This is a genomic window from Sphingopyxis sp. (assembly GCF_965227415.1).
Taxonomy (GTDB): Bacteria; Pseudomonadota; Alphaproteobacteria; order Sphingomonadales; family Sphingomonadaceae; genus Sphingopyxis.
On sequence record NZ_OZ245749.1, the window covers coordinates 3,494,241 to 3,510,981 of the forward strand.

Here is a 16,741-nt window from a genome sequence, read left to right on the forward strand (position 1 = left end):
TTTTCGTTTGCCGTGTTCGATAATTAAGACGCGGGCGGAAGGCCGCCGAATGTGACGATGCTTTCCTTGCCATCAGGCGAAACCGCTGAAACACCGAAGAAATTATCGTCGACGATGACGCCGCTCAGAATCAGCTCGCTTCCGCTGTCGGACGGGACGAGACGGCTGTCGGACCAATCGCTGCGGTCGGCGCGGCGCCAATAGATGCGATAGGCGGCGGCGCCCTCGACAGGCGTCCAGCGGATCGTCGTGTTCGAACTGACCGCGCCGTCGATGCTGACGCTGGCCGGCGCCGCGGGCGCGTCGGCGAGTTCGGACGCGAGCGCGACGTTGAGCGCGGTCACGCGCGCGAGATAGGGAAAGTCCATCTCGTCGACCGTGTCGCCATATTTGCGGCCGTTTTCGGTGCGCAGATCCTGGTGCTGATGGTCGTAATCCTCGACCCCGACGGTGAAGCGGATCGCCGGATAGCCGAGTTCGAGCGACGGACTATGGTCGCCGCCACGGCGAAAGCGGTCGGGGCGGCGCACTGCGAGCACTTCGAGCCCGATCGCGGGATAATGCTCGCCGGCGCGGATCGCCGCCTTGGCGAGCGCGCGCGACGGGCCGTCATCTTCGCCGCCGATGCCGCGCCGCGCGAGCTGCGCGGCCAGATCTTCGGAAGCGCGGATGCCCTCGCTGAACACGCGGACGCGGTTGTCGACGATCGATCCGTCGGTGCCGTGGGTGCCGCCGACGATGTCGTTGTTGAGCATCGCGGTGACCTGCCACCCCTTTTCCTTCGCATGGCGCGCGATCAGCTTGCCGCCCCAGAGGCCCTGTTCCTCGCCCGAGAGCAAGGCGTAGACGATCGTCGCGCGATGCTTGTCCTTCGACAGCAGGCGCGCGGCTTCGAGGACGAGCGCCGTTCCCGATCCGTCGTCGTTGGCGCCGGGCGCGTCGGCAGTGAAGTTCATCGGATCGGTCACGCGGCTGTCGATATGGCCGGCGATGATGATGACGCGGTTCGGGTCGCTCCCTTTCTGAATTGCCAGGACATTTTCGACGATCACGCCCGCCGGAGCGCGCGGCCCCTCGAACCGGTCGCTGATCCTTTCGACCGTCAGGCAGCCGCCGCAGGCTTTCGACAAGCGCTCGAATTCGCTGGCGCCCCAATTGCGCGCCGCGCCGATTCCGCGCTTGGGATCGGTCGCCGACGACAGCGTATGGCGGGTGCCGAACGAGACGAGCTTTTCGACCAGCATCTTGAGACGAGCGGGATCGGCGGCGGGTGTTTCGTCGTTCGCGAAAGCGGTGGCGGGTGCAGCAAGAAGCAGCGCGGCGAGCAGGCTGGGTTTGATCATGCCGCTTCATGCGGCGCGTATGCGCCCGACGCAAGAGGCCCGCCGCGTGGGGTCTCCACGGGCGGGCCTCGAGATTCAATTCAGGCGGTCGGGCTTAACGCAGACCCGAGTAGCTGATGTCCTGCACGCGGCCATAGCGGATGTCGCAGCTGAACTTGCCCCTGTCGTACGACCCGCCGCGACCCCAGCGGCCGCCATAGCCGTCGGTGACGACGACGCGGCCCTTGACGCGATAGCCGTCGCGCTTGCGGTCGATGCCGGTCACCTGCGTGACGTCGGTGCGGCCATAGCGGCGCGTCCCGTTTTCGACCGCGCTGACGCACTGGCTGACCGCGGCGCGGCTGTTGCCATAGCGATTATAGTCATAGCCATAGCCGTAGCGCGCATCGTCGTAGCGCCCGCCGCTGCGATAGTCGCCGCGATCATCATTGCCGTAGCGGTCGTCGTAACGATTGTCATAACGGTTGTCATAGCGACCGCCGCGGTCGTTGTCGGCCGACAGGATAGCGGCCAAGCCGCCGAGCACGACGGCGCCGGCAATCACTTCGCCCGCGCTGATACCGTCGCGATCGCGATCGCGATCGCGCGCGATCGCGGGAGTCGCGGCGCTCATCAAGATTGCGCCAGCGGTGGCCGCACCAATCGCGGCCTTGGTAAAGGTAGCTTTGATAGCCATGGTTCGGTCTCCAAATGCGCAGGCGGCAACCGTTGCGGCCTGTTGCAATCTTTCTACCGATTCGGCGGTGACGCGGTGCTGAACCCCTTGCTTATCTGAGGTTCAGCCTTGGTTTTGCTGGCGTTCATAAAGGTAAAGGCCCCTCGCCGCAGGGCGAGAGGCCTTTGCCTGACATTCGCAAAGCGTCAGTTGAACCGCACGTCCACGACGCGGCCGTTGGCGAAGCTGCAACCAAAGCTGCGCACGTCGCCGCCGAGGCGCGAGGCGGTGCCGGTGACGTACCAGCCGCCGTTGTTCGGCTCGGTCTTGGTGATGCTGTCGACGCGCGAATCGTCGCCCATCTCGCTTTCGACCGCCCAGCTGCACGCATCGGAGGCGCGGGCTTCGGCTTCGCCTTTGCCATAGGGGCGGACTTCGGTGGTGCCGCTGCCATAGGGCTCGGCTTCGTCGCGCTGCGGCTCGTAATTGGGGGCGTCCTGTCGCGGCTCGCGATAGGGCGGATCATAACGGTCGTTGCGACGCTCTGCCTTGTCCTTGCTTGCCGAGCCGACGATCGCCGCGATGGTGCCGAGGACGAGCAGCCCGCCGATGACTTCGCCAGTGCTGATATGGTCGCGGTCGCGATAGCCCCAGCCGCCATAATGGCGCTGGCGGGCTTCGGCGGGCACAGCGGCCAGCGAGGTCAGGACGATCGCGGTCGCAGTCGCAAAGCTGGTCAATTTACGCATCGAAGGGACACTCCCCGGCAGCGGGCAAAGGACGGTCCGTCCCGCAATCCGGCGTGCATACGAAGTCGATGCTTTCGCGCCGCTGAACCGGTGCGGACATGCGACCAAAGGAAAAGCCCGCCATCCTTGCGGATGGCGGGCTCTCGGGACGCGGTGACCAGACCTGTCCGGGTGTATCAGCAGGCGCAGCGGACCTTGGGCCGCGGCTTCCATTTCTTCTTGGCGACGTAGCGCTTCCGCGTCGGGGCATTCTCGTAATAGGTCCGGGTGCTCGTCTCGACCCTTTCGGTCACGACCGGCGTGGTGATCGTCGTGACGACGACAACGCCCGGCGAATAATAGCCATATCCATAGCCCGAGCTGTAGCCGCCCTGCTGATAGACCGTCGTGCCGGGGTAGCCGGCGCCATAATAGCCGCCGCGGTGATGGCCGCCGCGGCTCGCCCACCAGTCGTCGCATTTCTTCTTGTCGGCGCTGTCGCCGATGGCCGATCCGGCGAGCGCGCCGACACCGCCTCCGATCAGCGTGCCCGCGGTGCGGTCGCCATGGCCGGCGACGCGGTTTCCGACGATGCCCCCCACGACTCCGCCGATCACTGCGCCGCCGACCTGGCCGCCATGACCGCAGCGGCGCGCCATATCGGCCTCGCGCGGGTCAGGGCCGCCATAACGCGGATCATATTGCGGCGGCGGCGGGTAGCCTGCGCCCGTGCCTTCGACCGAACCCTCGTATGTGCCGTCGTAGCGGCGGCCGTCGGGAGCTTCGTAGGTGCCGTTCCAGGTGCCGGTCCAGCGGCCCTCGGCATCATAAGTGCCGTTCACATTGCGATAGTCGACTTCGCTCGGCACGCGATCGGGCGAGCCGGTGTAGACGCGCACGTCGGGCGCCGCGGGCGTGCCATAATCGAGCGTCGGCTGCGGATCGTGGCCGAAGGACGCGCTGCCGCCGAGCTCGGTCGGCGCCGACGGAGCGGGCATTTCCGCGCTCGATGCCCGGCCTGCCAGCAAGATCGTTCCCGCAGCAACGCCGAGAAGCAGGATGGTGCGCATGATTAACTCCCTGTTACCCCGCAGGCCGCCAAATGTTATGGCGGCTTGCGATTGGTTAACAGTTTGTTAGCAAATCGATCCGATTCTCGCGAATCCGTTAACCGTGAGAATCGCGTCCCAATTTGGGTCAGCCCGCCAGCGTCGCGGCAACGCGCGCGACAAGCGCTTCGGCGCCCGCCTGGTCTTCGGTGGTGAAGCGGCCGGGCAGCGGGCTGTCGAGGTCGAGGACGCCGACCAGGCGGTCGCCGACGACAATCGGGACGACGAGCTCGCTACGGCTGTCGGCATCGCAGGCGATGTGGCCGGGGAAGGCATGGACGTCTTCGACCCGCTGCGTCTCGCGGAAGACCGCGGCGGCGCCGCATACGCCTTTGCCCAGCGGGATGCGGATGCACGCCGCCTTGCCCTGGAACGGGCCGAGGACGAGTTCGGTGCCGTCGAAGCGATAGAAACCCGCCCAGTTGAGGTCGGGGATGGCCTGCCAGATCAGCGCGGCGAGGTTGGCCATGTTCGCAATGCCGTCGGGCTCGCCCGCGACGAGCGCTTCGGCAGCGGCGCCGGCTTCGGCCCAGAGTTCGGCGGGCGCGGTGGCGGAGAAGGCGAGAGCGTAGGACATGTCATTTCCTGTCGAAGCAAGGCGGCAGCGGGATCGGCATCGGCCTGGCGCCCGTCGGCCAGCTGATCCGAAAGATTACATATTGGGCGTCATGGTCCGAAAGGCGAGGGCCATTTTTGCCGTCGAACAAGGTCGCGACGGCGAGCGGTTCGACGCGGAGCGCGCCGCCGCTGCGATAGCCGAGGAGGTCATAGGCATCGTGCCAGGCTTTTGCGTCGGTCATCGGTGCGGGGCGGCCCGCGTATCCGGCGCCTTTGCCCGCCAGGCGGAATCCGGGGTCGCTGGCGAACCGCCCGGTCCGGTCGCCGGCGCGATAATTGTTGAAATCTCCCGCCGCGATCATCGCCGAACTCTCCGCAGCGAATTCGGCGAGCATCGCGTCATTCTCTTGCGTTTGCAGGACATGCGCCGCCTCGGCGCGCGCGATCGCGACCTTGGCCGGTTCGCGCGAATTGCGGTGCGTGTTGAAGAGTATGAGCGGTTCGGGCGCGCCGGGGATGGCGATGCGTAGCGCGATTGCGCCCTTGTTCGACAGACAGTCATAGCCGGCGCAGCTATCTTGTCCGAAGGCTTCGCTTTTCGATGCGAGCACGGGCAGGCTCGTCGCCACGTAGAGGCCGCCGTCGAGCCATTTGCCGATCGTCTCGCCCTTCCACCCATGCGCGCGGTCGGCATAGTCGGGAGGCGGCGGAGCGGCGGGTAGGCGCCGTTTCTGGCCGAGCGCCGGGCCGGGCACGATCGAAGCAAAGCCGCCCGCGACGGCAATGTCGGAGGCGGCGGGCGTGAAAGCCTTGTGCAGGATCAGGATATCGGGGCCGAGCCCCGCGTTCCGCCGTTCAGAGATCCAGTTGGCGATTTTCGCGAGTTTGCGATCGCGGCCCGTCCGGATCGGCCAGGGCAGTCCTTCGACATTCCACAGCAGGACGCGCAGGCGCACTGCGCGGCGTCCATCCGCCAGCGTCTCGACCGGCGGCATCGCGGTCGGCGCGTAGCAATCGGCGCGCCGTTCGACGCGGCCGGCCCCTCCGTCAGGCAGCATCGCCCAGACCGCCGCCGCCAGCCCGAACAGGGCGGCGGCAGCGATCCAGAGCCAGCGGCCTATTTGACGCTGAGGCCGGTCCATTTGGCGGCAAAGGCATATTTGTCGGCGGCTTCGGCGATGATCTTGTCGGTCGGCTTGCCCGAACCATGGCCGGCGCGCGTTTCGATGCGGATCAGGTGCGGTTTCGCGCCGACATCGGCGTGCTGCAGTTCGGCGGTATATTTGAAGCTGTGCCCCGGCACGACGCGGTCGTCGGTGTCGGCGGTCGTCACCAGCACCGCGGGATAGGCCTTGCCGCCGTGGATGTTGTGATAGGGCGAGTAAGCGAGCAGCGTCCTGAAATCGCCTTCCTTCGACGGATAGCCATAATCGTCGACCCAATATCGACCCGCGGTGAAACGGTCGAAGCGCAGCATGTCCATCACGCCGACCGCGGGCAGCGCCGCGGCGAAGAGATCTGGGCGCTGGTTGGTCACTGCGCCGACGAGCAGCCCGCCGTTCGATCCGCCCTCGATCGCCAGCTGGCCCTTGCCGGTGATGCCTTCGGCGATCAGATATTCGCCCGCCGCGATGAAGTCGTCGAACACGTTCTGTTTCTTGTCGAGGCGGCCGGCGTCGTGCCACGCCTTGCCATATTCGCCGCCGCCGCGAATGTTTGCGACCGCGAGGATGCCGCCCTTGTCCACCCAGGCGAGTTTGGTCGGCGAAAAGCCGGGAACCTGCGACAGGTTGAAGCCGCCATAGCCGTACAACAGCGTCGGCGAGCCCTTGCTGCGGTCGAGCCCTTTTTTCATCACGACGAACATCGGCACTTCGGTGCCGTCCTTCGATTTGAAGAACCGCTGTTCGACCGAGAATTGCCTGGGATCGAACGTAAGCTTCGGCTGCGCGAAAATCTCGCTCTTCCCGGTCACGGTGTCGAGGCGGTAGATCGTCGTCGGGGTCGCATAGCTTGCAAAGCTGTAGAAGGTTTCGGGGTCCGCAGACTTGCCGCCAAAACCCGTCGCCGAGCCGATGTCGGCAAGCTTGATGTTTGCGATCGGCTTGCCGTCGAGCGCGACCATCCGCGCTTCCGACTTGGCATCGCCCAGATAGGACAGGATGATGCGATTGCCGACGCGCGAGGCGCCGACGAGCGTCGCTTCGCTCTCGCCGACGACTTCGGTCAGCGTGGCGGGCTTTTTGATGTCGAACGACACGATGCGCTGGCGCGGCGCGCCCTTGTTGGTGACAAAGGTAAAGCGCGAGCCTTCGTTGGTCACATATTCCCAGTTGTTCGCATAATCATCGACCAGCACGACCGGCTTGCCACCCTTCACCGGGTGCAGCGTCAGGCCGAAGCGTTCGTCGGTACCCTCGGACGACACGACGAGCAGATATTTGCCGTCGTCGGTAACAACGGCAGCGTGGTTGAGCTTGGGCTTGTCGGGGGTCGCGTGGATCAGCGTGTCGGCGCTCTGCGGCGTGCCGAGCTTGTGGAAATAGACCGCGTGATTTTCGTTGAGCGACTGGAAGGCCGCCCCCTCGGCCGGCTGCGGAAAGCGCGAATAGTAAAAGCCGCTGCCGTCCTTGGCCCAGTCGAGCGACGAGAATTTGACCCAGCGTATCTCGTCGCTGGTATCCTGACCCGTCGCGACATCCTTTACCCGGACGATACGCCAGTCGGTGCCGCCGTCCTGCACCGAATAGAGGAGGTGCTTGCCATCCTCCGAGGGGTTCCATTCGCCAAGCGCGGTCGCGCCGTCCTTGGCCCATGTGTTCGGATCGATCAGAATACGACCCTCGCCCTTCAGCCCCTCGCGGACATAGAGCACGGCCTGCGGCTGAAGCCCGTCGTTGCGCGTATAGAAATAGCGCGTCCCCGCCTTCGTCGGCAGACCGAAGCGCTCGTAATTATAAAGCTCGGTCATCCGCTTCCTAAAGGCGTCGCGGCCGGGCAGGGTTGCCAGATAGGCGTCGGTGACCTTGTTCTGCTCCGCGACCCAGGCGGCGACCTTCGGATTGACGCGGACATCATCCTCAAGCCAGCGATAGGGATCGGCGACGTCGACGCCGAACTGCGGATCGACCGTATTGCCCCGCTCCGTTACGGGATAGGCGAGCGCGGGCGCGGGGGCCGCCGTTCCGGCTGCATCGGTCGCCTGCGCGGCAGTGGGAATCATCATCAGTGCGGCCAGCGCGAGCGGCGCCGACAGGTTATTGCGGGACATGGCAAGGCGATCCTCATTGGTTCGGTAATATTCGTGCGTTCCAATCTAAGCATCGTACAGGCACGGGCAAGGGATTTGCGGTTACGGTCCGCTCTGCGTGGTGACGATGCCCCGTTCGTCGAAGTCGCCAGCGAATTCGACGAGCGTCAGCCCGCTCGCGCAGGCGCGCGGGCCGGGGTCGGGCACTTGTCCATCCCTTAACCGCCGTAACATCGCCCACGCGGCGAGCGTCGGGACATGACGGCCGCGATTTCCGACATGAAGTCAAGCCAGTCGCCGGGGCAGCGCGGGGCGATCGGGGCGAAGTCAGGGCGCAACCGGGCATTGCGAGTTAACAGAAAACTTAACCATGTGTCACAGCGGGACAGGTTTTTGTGGGTGCTTTTTTTGCCCGCCAACCGCTGCTAGCCCGCGAATCGAGAGCTATCGATGAGATGCGATGCTGTGTTGGGGGAATATGGGTATGAAGAAATCGTTAACCGCGCTTGCGCTTCTGTCGGCTTTGGCAGCACCCGCGGCGGCGCAGGCAGCAGCGATCGTCAGCTTTGACAGCAAGACGACCATTTCGGACGGCAATAATTTCAAGACGCAGCTCGCGGGACTGGGGCTGACCAAATATGACTCGACCGGCGTGTCGATCGTTCTCGATGCGAACTCGATCATCACCTTCTATCTGATGGGATCGGAAAGCTCGTTCAACGACACTTTCTCGACCGTTTCGTCGCCGGTGCTGGCGTCGACCGAGTCCAGCAACTTCCAGAATAATTTCGGTGCGCCGATCCTGCTCGGAAGCCGGAGCTTCAGCGCCGGCAGCCTGGCCGGCCTGCTGAATTTCTCGGCTGTCGGCGGCAAGTCGGCGACCGTGGGGCAGAGCGGGTTCGGGATTTTCCTGGCGGGTAACCAGACGAGCGGAACCGGCGTTTCGACCTTCTATTTCGGCTATGACGATGAGAAGACCGATCCGGACAAGGATTATGACGACATGATCATCCGCGCCGATGTGACCTCGGCGGTTCCCGAGCCGGCGACCTGGGCGCTGATGCTCGCGGGCTTCGGCTTTGTCGGCGGTGCGATGCGCGCCAATCGCCGCAAGGCAACGGTCAGCGTTTCCTACGCCTGATCGCGATATCGCCTGTCGCCTGACACAAAAAGGGCGGCGTCCGATGTGGACGCCGCCCTTTTTTGCGTGTCGCTGAAAGCGCGGGTTACGCGGCTTCCAGTTCCTCGTCGGTGTACACCGGACCCGAATCCTGGCCCTTGGCGTCCACGTCGCGGTCGACGAATTCGATGATCGCGATCGGCGCGGCGTCCGAAGCGCGGATGCCGGCCTTGATGACGCGGGTGTAGCCGCCGTTGCGGTCCTTGTAGCGTTCTGCGATGACGTCGAACAGCTTCTTGAGCTGCGTTTCGTCGAGCAGGCGGCTCTGCGCGAGACGGCGATTGGCAAGGCCGCCGCGCTTGGCGAGCGTGACCAGCTTTTCGATGTAAGGACGCAGTTCCTTCGCCTTGGCGACGGTGGTGGTGATCTGCTCATGCTTGATGAGCGAGGCCGACATGTTGCGGAACATCGCGATGCGATGCGCGCTGGTGCGCTGAAGCTTACGGCCACCCGATTTATGACGCATGATACTGTCCTTCGTTCGTTAAGAGCCCGTGTGAGGTAGCCCAGACCAGGCCCGCTTGAGGGGGAGCCCTTTCCCTGTCCCGTCGCCACCGCGAAGGCGGGGGCCGCTGGAGGCGTAGCGCAAGGTTGCAAGCGGCCCCCGCCTTCGCGGGGGCGACGTGCTTTTTAGCCGAGAAGTTCCTGTTCGAGCTTCTTGGCCATTTCCTCGATATTCTCCGGCGGCCAGCCGGGGATATCCATGCCCAGGCGCAGGCCCATCGACGACAGCACTTCCTTGATTTCGTTCAAGGATTTGCGGCCGAAGTTCGGCGTGCGGAGCATTTCGGCTTCGGTCTTCTGGACCAGATCGCCGATGTAGATGATGTTGTCGTTCTTGAGGCAATTCGCGCTGCGGACCGACAGTTCGAGCTCGTCGACCTTCTTGAGAAGGAAGCGGTTGAGCTGGTTGACGTCCGACTCGTCGGCGGTGGTCGGCGAGGCCGCCATGCCGATCATGCCGCTGTCGTTCATCGCTTCTTCGAAGTGGACGAAGACCTGCAGCTGGTCCTGGAGGATGCGCGCGGCATAGGCCACGGCGTCTTCCGGGGTGACCGTGCCGTCGGTTTCGACGGTCAGGCTCAGCTTGTCGAAGTCCAGTTCCTGACCGATACGCGCATTGTCGACCTTATAGGCGACCTGGCGGACAGGCGAGAAAAGCGAGTCGACCGGGATCAGACCGATCGGCGCGTCGGCCGGGCGGTTCGCGGTCGCGGGGACGTAACCCTTGCCGGTGTCGGCAACGAGTTCCATGTTCAGCGTCGCACCCTCGTCGAGGTGGCAGATGACATGGCCCGGGTTCATCACCTTGATGTCGCCAGAAACCATGATGTCGCCGGCCTTGACGGTCGTGGGACCGGTGGCCGAAAGCTGGAGCCGCTTCGGGCCTTCGCCTTCCATTTTGAGCGCGATCTGCTTCACGTTGAGGACGATGTCGGTGACATCTTCGCGCACGCCGGCCAGGCTCGAAAATTCGTGCAGCACGTTCTCGATCTTGATCGACGTGATCGCCGCGCCCTGGAGCGACGACAGGAGAACGCGGCGCAGCGCATTGCCGAGCGTCAGGCCGAAGCCCCGCTCGAGCGGCTCGGCGACGAAGGTCGCCTTGCGCTTGCCGTCGCTGCCAGCCTTGATTTCCAGGTTGCTGGGCTTCTTCAATTCCTGCCAGTTCCGGATATTGACAGTCATAGACTTCCCTTTGCTTTGGGCGGGATGGGCGGGGGTCGACCGCCGTCCTGCGAGAGATTTGGTTCGGGCAGCACCCCGGCGGGGTGCGCCCGTAGAGGCGTCAGACGCGGCGGCGCTTGGCCGGGCGGACACCATTGTGCGGGATCGGCGTCACGTCGCGGATCGACGTGATGTGGAACCCGACGGCCTGCAGCGCGCGCAGAGCCGATTCACGACCGGCGCCGGGGCCCTTGACCTCGACCTCGAGCGTGCGGACGCCATGTTCGGCCGCCTTCTTGCCCGCGTCTTCGGCGCAAACCTGCGCTGCATACGGGGTCGACTTGCGGCTGCCCTTGAAGCCCATCATGCCGGCGCTCGACCAGGCAATCGCGTTGCCCTGTGCGTCGGTGATGGTGATCATGGTGTTGTTGAAGGTCGCGTTGACATGAGCCACACCCGACGAGATGTTTTTGCGTTCGCGCCGACGAAGGCGCTGCGGTTCACGAGCCATTATGCTGTATCCTACCTAAATCCGTAAAGCGGGCCGGGGCGCAGCCAGAAGGCGGCCGCCGGCGCGAAAAACCGGCTTACTTCTTCTTGCCGGCGATCGGCTTCGCCTTGCCCTTGCGGGTGCGCGCATTGGTGTGCGTGCGCTGGCCGCGGACGGGAAGGCCCTTGCGATGACGCAGACCACGATAGCAGGCGAGGTCCATCAGGCGCTTGATGTTCATCGCCGTGGTGCGGCGAAGATCGCCTTCGACGGTCAGGTCGGCGTCGATCGTTTCACGGATCTGCAGAACTTCGGCGTCGCTGAGGTCCTGTACGCGACGCGACTGGTCGATGCCCAGCTTGGTGGCGATGTCGACGGCGGTCTTGCGACCGATGCCGTGGATGTAGGTGAGCGCAATGATAACGCGCTTGTTGGTGGGCAGATTGACGCCCGCAATACGTGCCATTTATTCTTTCTCCTGCTCCACAGAGTCGCTGGCAATCGACTCCATCTCAAAGCGTCTGATTTCCAACGCAAAAAACGGACCACGAATGCGCGTATGCGCTTCGCCGTCCGGTCAGGCTGTCGGAATGGAGGCGCAAGTAAGGTGAGTCGGCTTGAAAGTCAAGCGGACTGCGGCGGATTGCGGCGCTGCCATCCGGTTTCCGCTGTGCGGAAATGATCGGCGCCCGCCCGCTCCACCACCCAGCCTCCCGAACCCGTTTACCCTGTGGGTGGCCGGGTGGGGGAGCGGGCTGATGCGATCAAGGATCCGCTGTCAACGCGACCGCGCGGTCGTGCAAGCGGCTGACGACGGCCCGGTGGATTCCCGGGGCGCACGCGATGACGCCAAAGGCCTGCGCACGCGGCGTATTGAAGACGAGCGGCGCGCCAAACGCGTCGGTCACTACCGCCCCGGCCTCGGTCGCGATCAGCGCCGCGGCCGCCACATCCCACTCGAAGCCCCAGCGCAACGTCGCGACCAGATCGGCGCGGTCGTCGGCGACCAGGGCCATGCGCAGCGCAATGCTGTTCGGCTTGGTCACGATGATGAGGTCGCGGTCGACCTTGGGCAGGCTGTCGGCGGGGACGCGCGATCCGTCGAAGATCATGCGGCGGCTCGCGCGCAGCGTTTCGCCATTGAGCACCGCGCCCTTGCCCCTTTGAGCGACCCACAATTCGTCGAGCGCGGGCGCATAGAGCACGCCGAGTTCGGGCTGGCCATCGACGACGAGCGCGACCGATACGCACCAGCCGGGGCGGCCGCGGATGAAGTCGCGGGTGCCGTCGATCGGATCGACGCACCACATCGCGCGGCACGACAGCCGGTCGGGGTTGTCGGCGGTTTCCTCGGAGAGCCAGCCGGCCTCCGGCACCATCGCGCCCAGCACCGCCTTCAGCCGCGCATCGACCGCGAGGTCGACGTCGCTGACCGGATTGTCGTGCGACTTGTTCCAGACGTCGACGGCTTTGCCTTCGCCGCGCCAGCGCGCCATCGCCATGTCGCCGACCTCGCGGGTGGCAGCGATCACGGCTTCGAGGTTGCGACCCGGCATCGGCGTTTATCCACTGGCGACGGTCATGCCGTCGATGCGCAGGGTGGGCACGTTGGTGCCGTGGCGGAATTCGAGGTCGTTCGCGGGGATCAGCGCCGCGAACATGTCAACGAGATTGCTCGCGACGGTGAATTCGGCGATCGGGCCGGCGATCTGGCCGTCGCGAATGACAAAGCCCGACGCGCCACGGCTATAGTCGCCGGTCACCGGGTTGACGCCCTGGCCGATCAGTTCGGTGACATAAATGCCTTCCTTGATGTCGGCCATCAACGCTTCGGGCGTGAGTGTGCCGGCAGCGAGATGGAGATTGCTCGCGCTGACCCCCGATGCGCCGCCGCCGCGGCTCGCATGCCCGGTCGGTTCGAGCCCAAGCTGTTTCGCCGACGCGGTATCGAGCAGCCAGCCGGTGATCTTGCCATCGACGACGATATCGCGCGCTGCGGTCGGCAGGCCCTCGCCGTCGAAGGCGCGGCTGCGCAGGCCGCGCAGGCGGTGCGGATCGTCGCGGATCACGATGCTGCTGTCGAACAGCGCCCGATCCTCCTTGCCCAGCAGAAAGCTGGTGCCGCGCGCGATGGCGGGGCCGGCGATCGCGCTCAGAAGGTGGCCGACGATACCGCTCCCGACCCGCGGGTCGAGGATCATGGGCAGCTTGCCGGCCGGAGCCTTGCCGGGGTTGAGACGCGCGACAGCGCGCGTGCCCGCGCGCGTGCCGATCGCATCGACGCTTTCGAGGTCGGACAGATAATGGGCGCTGTGCCAACCATAGTCGCGCTGCATGTTCGCGCCTTCGCCAGCGATCACGCTGGCCGACAGGCTGTGCCCGCTCGCGCCATACCCGCCCGCGAAGCCATGGCTCGTGACGAGTGCAAAGCGCGTGCGGCTGTGGCTCGCGCTGCCGCCTTCGCTATTGGTCACGCCGGCGACCGCGCGCGCGGCTTCTTCGACCGCCAACGCCGCTCCGCGCAGCGCCTGCGGATCGGCTTCGCTGCCGTCGTCGAGGTCGAAGTCGGGTATGGCGCCGTGGAACAGCCGGTCTGCTGGAGCGAGGCCCGCGTAGGGATCCTCGGGCGCCTCGCGCGCCATCGCAACGCAGCGATCGACCAGCTTTGCCAGCTCGCCTGCGTCCATGTCGGCCGTCGAGACGCTGGCGCTGCGCTGCCCGACGAAGACGCGGAGCGAAATATCCTGGCCCTCGGAGCGCTCGACGTCTTCGAGCGCACCGAGGCGCATCGAGACCGACGTGGCGGCATTGCAATAATAGAGCGCGTCGGCGGCGTCGGCGCCGGCTTTTGTCGCGGCGTCGCACAGCATCTGTGCGCGATGAAGGGCTTCGGCAACGGTCAGCATGCGCGCGCCCTATACGGCGCGCGACGAAGCGTCAAAATCTAAAGCGACACCCCCCTCGTCACCCCGGACCTGATCCGGGGTCCACTGAAGCGAGGTTGGAAGGGATCCCGGATCAAGTCCGGGATGCGAAAGTGGATTAGGTCGTGATCGCCGCGATCGCGTCGGTCGCTGCCATCGCGCCGCTGACCCACAGGAAGGGCAGGGTCAACGCGGCGATCCACAGACGGCGAAGGTCGCGGCGGAAGCGGGTGTGCAGGCCGCGGCTGGCGAGCGCCTGGCGGCTGAGGTGATACCAGCGGCGTTCGGTCATGCGCGCAGCAGGCAGCGCGAGCGCGAGCAGCATGACAAGAGCGATGATGATCAGCGCCGATGGCGCCCCGGCGGCGACGGCGCTCATCACGAGCCAGATCTGGAGAGCGGCAAAAGCGAGCAGCGCTGCGGCAGCGTGCCAGGTCATCCGGCGACCGAGGCTGCGTGCCGCGGGCACGCTTGTAGTCGATCGGCGCCAGAGGCGCGCTTCGAACGTTGATGCCATGTTTTCAGCCTCCCCGGCCGGCGATTCCCAGAAACCGCACGTTTTGCCCCAAAAATTCCCAAGTCAAGACACTCTGACATCGATTCGTTAATTTTTGCGTTCGATTCATCCCGGAATCGAAACGAAATTGGGTCAGGGCGCCCAAATTGGTTTAACAATGGCGGTATCTGCCCGTTTTGCGGCTCCCAAGCGTCCGATTGTCGAGCGCGGCATGTCGTTGGTCGACTTGCATCCAAAGCCGGTGTTGATAGCGTCTAACCCCAGTCACTCTGCTGCAAGCAATCTGGGGAAATCATCGATGCGCTATCTCGCCACTCTGGCCGCCCTGGCCCTTCCGCTCGCGCCCGCATTCGCGCAGGACAGCGCGAAGCCTGCGGTCGAACCCAAGCCCGCCGCGCTGGTCGCCGACGGCCTTCCCGACGTGCCTGCCGACCTTCCCGCCACGACGCGGCCCTATATGGAAAATCGCGGCGCGGGCTTTGTCGGCTGGAATCCGGTCGACAAGTCGATGCTGATTTCGACGCGCTTCGCCAACACGACGCAGATCCACCGCGTCGCGACGCCGATGGGCGCGCGTCAGCAATTGACGTTTGAGGCCGAGCCGGTGGGATCGGGCGCATGGTCGCCAAAGAGCGCCGACATCATGCTCGTGCAGAAGGATATTGGCGGCAATGAATTCTATCAGATTTATGCGCTGAAGGACGGTCGGCTCGAGCTGTTGACCGACGGCAAGAGCCGAAACGGCTTCAACGCATGGAGCAAGGACGGCACGCTGCTCGCCTATACCTCGACGCGCCGCAATGGCCGCGACAGCGACATTTATGCGATGAACCCGCGCGATCCCGCGTCCAACAGGATGATCGCCCAGGTTGCGGGCGGCGGCTGGGCGATCAACGATTTCGCCCCCGACAAGAGCTGGGCGCTGGTCTCGCAATATGTATCGGTGCAAAAGGCCGACCTGTTCCGGCTCGACCTCGCCACCGGCGCGATGACCCCGATCGGCGACCACAAGAAGATGGTGGCGCAGGGCGGCGCCGAATTTGCGCCCGACGGCACGATCTGGATGACCAGCGACGAAGGATCGGACTTTCAGCGGCTCGGCACGCTCGATCCCGCGACGGGCAAGTTCACCGCAAAGGGACCTGCCGAAAAATGGGATGTCGAGACGTTCGATATCGCTGACGACGGCAGTTTCATTGCCTATGCCGTCAACGAGGCGGGGATGAGCAAGCTGCGGCTCCTCGATCCCACGAGCGGCGCGGTGCGCACCGTCGATCTGCCCGCGGGGATCATCGGCGGCGTGAGCGTCGCGCCGTGGGGCGAGATCGGGATCAGTTTCACTTCGGCACGCAGCGCGGCCGACGTCTATAGTGTCGATCCGAAGACGCTGAAGGTCACGCGCTGGACGCAGAGCGAGACCGGCGGGCTCGATCCGCTGAAGAATGTCGAACCCGAGCTGGTGAAAGTGAAGAGCTTCGACGGGTTGGAGGTATCGGGCTTTCTCTATCGTCCCGACCCGGCGAAATTCCCCGGCAAGCGGCCGCTGATCATGAACGTCCATGGCGGGCCGGAAGGCCAGTCGCGTCCCGGCTTCCTGGGTCGCAGCAATTATCTGATCAACGAACTGGGGATCGCGGTCTTCTATCCGAACGTCCGCGGCTCGACCGGCTATGGCAAGACCTTCGTCAGCCTCGACAATGGTCCGTTCAAGCGCGAGGACAGCGTCAAGGACATGGGCGCGTTCCTCGACCAGTTCGCGAAGGACAAGGCGCTCGACGCGACGCGCTTTGGCCTGACCGGCGGCAGCTATGGCGGCTATATGTGCTATGCGGCAGCCACGCATTATGCCGACAAGCTGCGCGCGAACCTGTGCGTCGTTGCGATCTCGAACTTCGTGACCTTCCTCGAAAACACGCAGGAATATCGCCGCGACCTGCGCCGCGTCGAATATGGCGACGAACGCGATCCGGTCCAACGCAAGAAGCTGATGGAAATCTCGCCGCTCACGCGCGTCGCCGACATCAAGAAACCGCTGTTCGTCGTCACCGGCGCGAACGATCCGCGCGTGCCCGCGTCAGAGGCCGATCAGATCGTCGCGGCCGTGCGCAAGAATGGCGGGACGGCCTGGCACCTTGTCGGCACGAACGAAGGGCATGGCTTCGCGAAGAAGGAAAATGTCGATTATAATTTCTGGGCGTCGCTGCTGTTCTGGAAGCAGTATCTGCTGAACTAGAACCAGGAAACAGCTGTGCCCCTGCGAAGGCAGGGGCCCATCACCGGATGGCGCGATTTCGAACGCGCAGGAGATGGGTCCCCGCC

The 16,741-nt window shown here is 64.9% G+C and carries 16 protein-coding genes; 2 read left to right on the forward strand and 14 right to left on the reverse strand.

What is annotated here, in order from left to right:
• Nucleotides 1-23: 23 nt before the first annotated feature.
• From ACO055_RS17005 to ACO055_RS17035, 7 genes are all read right to left on the reverse strand, one after another.
• Nucleotides 24-1,343 carry a M28 family peptidase gene (locus ACO055_RS17005; protein ID WP_422060023.1) on the reverse strand — a complete coding sequence of 440 codons (1,320 nt, stop codon included), beginning with the start codon at nt 1,341-1,343 and terminating at the stop codon, nt 24-26.
• Between the two features lie 94 nt (nt 1,344-1,437).
• Nucleotides 1,438-2,019, reverse strand: a complete 582-nt coding sequence (locus ACO055_RS17010) for a hypothetical protein (RefSeq protein WP_422060024.1) — start codon at nt 2,017-2,019, stop codon at nt 1,438-1,440.
• 185 nt (nt 2,020-2,204) lie between these two features.
• Nucleotides 2,205-2,747 carry a hypothetical protein gene (locus ACO055_RS17015; protein ID WP_422060025.1) on the reverse strand — a complete coding sequence of 181 codons (543 nt, stop codon included), beginning with the start codon at nt 2,745-2,747 and terminating at the stop codon, nt 2,205-2,207.
• 176 nt (nt 2,748-2,923) lie between these two features.
• The gene (locus ACO055_RS17020) at nt 2,924-3,796 is read right to left on the reverse strand and encodes a glycine zipper 2TM domain-containing protein (protein WP_422060026.1); all 873 of its coding nucleotides are present in this window, start codon (nt 3,794-3,796) and stop codon (nt 2,924-2,926) included.
• A 127-nt stretch (nt 3,797-3,923) separates the two neighbouring features.
• A complete protein-coding gene (locus ACO055_RS17025; RefSeq protein ID WP_422060027.1) occupies nt 3,924-4,412 on the reverse strand; it encodes a GAF domain-containing protein in 489 nt (162 codons plus the stop codon).
• A gap of 1 nt (nt 4,413) precedes the next feature.
• Nucleotides 4,414-5,535, reverse strand: a complete 1,122-nt coding sequence (locus tag ACO055_RS17030) for a hypothetical protein (RefSeq protein ID WP_422060028.1) — start codon at nt 5,533-5,535, stop codon at nt 4,414-4,416.
• Entirely contained in the window at nt 5,511-7,664 is a 2,154-nt protein-coding gene (locus ACO055_RS17035) for a prolyl oligopeptidase family serine peptidase (protein WP_422060030.1), read from the reverse strand. The genes ACO055_RS17030 and ACO055_RS17035 overlap by 25 nt, the downstream gene beginning before the upstream one ends.
• Before the next feature lie 463 nt (nt 7,665-8,127).
• Here ACO055_RS17035 and ACO055_RS17040 point away from each other — a divergent pair, with 463 nt between their 5' ends.
• Nucleotides 8,128-8,784 carry a PEPxxWA-CTERM sorting domain-containing protein gene (locus tag ACO055_RS17040; RefSeq protein WP_422060031.1) on the forward strand — a complete coding sequence of 219 codons (657 nt, stop codon included), beginning with the start codon at nt 8,128-8,130 and terminating at the stop codon, nt 8,782-8,784.
• 85 nt (nt 8,785-8,869) lie between these two features.
• On the opposite strand, the gene rplQ is transcribed toward ACO055_RS17040, so the two are convergent.
• From rplQ to ACO055_RS17075, 7 genes are all read right to left on the reverse strand, one after another.
• Complete coding sequence (gene rplQ, locus ACO055_RS17045) at nt 8,870-9,289, reverse strand: 50S ribosomal protein L17 (RefSeq protein WP_422060032.1); 420 nt, start codon at nt 9,287-9,289, stop codon at nt 8,870-8,872.
• A gap of 164 nt (nt 9,290-9,453) precedes the next feature.
• Nucleotides 9,454-10,512, reverse strand: coding sequence for a DNA-directed RNA polymerase subunit alpha (locus tag ACO055_RS17050; protein ID WP_422060033.1), 1,059 nt, complete (start codon nt 10,510-10,512; stop codon nt 9,454-9,456).
• A 100-nt stretch (nt 10,513-10,612) separates the two neighbouring features.
• Entirely contained in the window at nt 10,613-11,002 is a 390-nt protein-coding gene (gene rpsK / locus ACO055_RS17055) for a 30S ribosomal protein S11 (protein WP_003040416.1), read from the reverse strand.
• Between the two features lie 76 nt (nt 11,003-11,078).
• Nucleotides 11,079-11,447, reverse strand: a complete 369-nt coding sequence (gene rpsM / locus ACO055_RS17060; RefSeq protein WP_422060034.1) for a 30S ribosomal protein S13 — start codon at nt 11,445-11,447, stop codon at nt 11,079-11,081.
• Between the two features lie 298 nt (nt 11,448-11,745).
• The gene (locus tag ACO055_RS17065; protein ID WP_422060035.1) at nt 11,746-12,537 is read right to left on the reverse strand and encodes an inositol monophosphatase family protein; all 792 of its coding nucleotides are present in this window, start codon (nt 12,535-12,537) and stop codon (nt 11,746-11,748) included.
• A 6-nt stretch (nt 12,538-12,543) separates the two neighbouring features.
• Entirely contained in the window at nt 12,544-13,887 is a 1,344-nt protein-coding gene (locus ACO055_RS17070) for a TldD/PmbA family protein (RefSeq protein ID WP_422060036.1), read from the reverse strand.
• A gap of 136 nt (nt 13,888-14,023) precedes the next feature.
• On the reverse strand, nt 14,024-14,422 hold the full coding sequence (locus ACO055_RS17075; RefSeq protein WP_422060037.1) for a hypothetical protein: 399 nt from the start codon (nt 14,420-14,422) through the stop codon (nt 14,024-14,026).
• A 298-nt stretch (nt 14,423-14,720) separates the two neighbouring features.
• On the opposite strand from ACO055_RS17075, the gene ACO055_RS17080 reads away from it, so the two are divergent.
• Nucleotides 14,721-16,655 carry a prolyl oligopeptidase family serine peptidase gene (locus ACO055_RS17080; protein WP_422060038.1) on the forward strand — a complete coding sequence of 645 codons (1,935 nt, stop codon included), beginning with the start codon at nt 14,721-14,723 and terminating at the stop codon, nt 16,653-16,655.
• Nucleotides 16,656-16,741: the final 86 nt, after the last annotated feature.

Coding starts and splice junctions, on each gene's coding strand:
- ACO055_RS17080 (WP_422060038.1), top strand. CDS start 14,721: ATGCGCTATCTCGCCACTCTGGCCGCCCTGGCCCTTCCGCTCGCGCCC.
- ACO055_RS17010 (WP_422060024.1), bottom strand. CDS start 2,019: ATGGCTATCAAAGCTACCTTTACCAAGGCCGCGATTGGTGCGGCCACC.
- rpsM (WP_422060034.1), bottom strand. CDS start 11,447: ATGGCACGTATTGCGGGCGTCAATCTGCCCACCAACAAGCGCGTTATC.
- ACO055_RS17065 (WP_422060035.1), bottom strand. CDS start 12,537: ATGCCGGGTCGCAACCTCGAAGCCGTGATCGCTGCCACCCGCGAGGTC.
- ACO055_RS17040 (WP_422060031.1), top strand. CDS start 8,128: ATGAAGAAATCGTTAACCGCGCTTGCGCTTCTGTCGGCTTTGGCAGCA.
- ACO055_RS17005 (WP_422060023.1), bottom strand. CDS start 1,343: ATGATCAAACCCAGCCTGCTCGCCGCGCTGCTTCTTGCTGCACCCGCC.
- rpsK (WP_003040416.1), bottom strand. CDS start 11,002: ATGGCTCGTGAACCGCAGCGCCTTCGTCGGCGCGAACGCAAAAACATC.
- ACO055_RS17030 (WP_422060028.1), bottom strand. CDS start 5,535: ATGGACCGGCCTCAGCGTCAAATAGGCCGCTGGCTCTGGATCGCTGCC.
- rplQ (WP_422060032.1), bottom strand. CDS start 9,289: ATGCGTCATAAATCGGGTGGCCGTAAGCTTCAGCGCACCAGCGCGCAT.
- ACO055_RS17070 (WP_422060036.1), bottom strand. CDS start 13,887: ATGCTGACCGTTGCCGAAGCCCTTCATCGCGCACAGATGCTGTGCGAC.
- ACO055_RS17015 (WP_422060025.1), bottom strand. CDS start 2,747: ATGCGTAAATTGACCAGCTTTGCGACTGCGACCGCGATCGTCCTGACC.
- ACO055_RS17025 (WP_422060027.1), bottom strand. CDS start 4,412: ATGTCCTACGCTCTCGCCTTCTCCGCCACCGCGCCCGCCGAACTCTGG.
- ACO055_RS17075 (WP_422060037.1), bottom strand. CDS start 14,422: ATGGCATCAACGTTCGAAGCGCGCCTCTGGCGCCGATCGACTACAAGC.
- ACO055_RS17050 (WP_422060033.1), bottom strand. CDS start 10,512: ATGACTGTCAATATCCGGAACTGGCAGGAATTGAAGAAGCCCAGCAAC.
- ACO055_RS17035 (WP_422060030.1), bottom strand. CDS start 7,664: ATGTCCCGCAATAACCTGTCGGCGCCGCTCGCGCTGGCCGCACTGATG.
- ACO055_RS17020 (WP_422060026.1), bottom strand. CDS start 3,796: ATGCGCACCATCCTGCTTCTCGGCGTTGCTGCGGGAACGATCTTGCTG.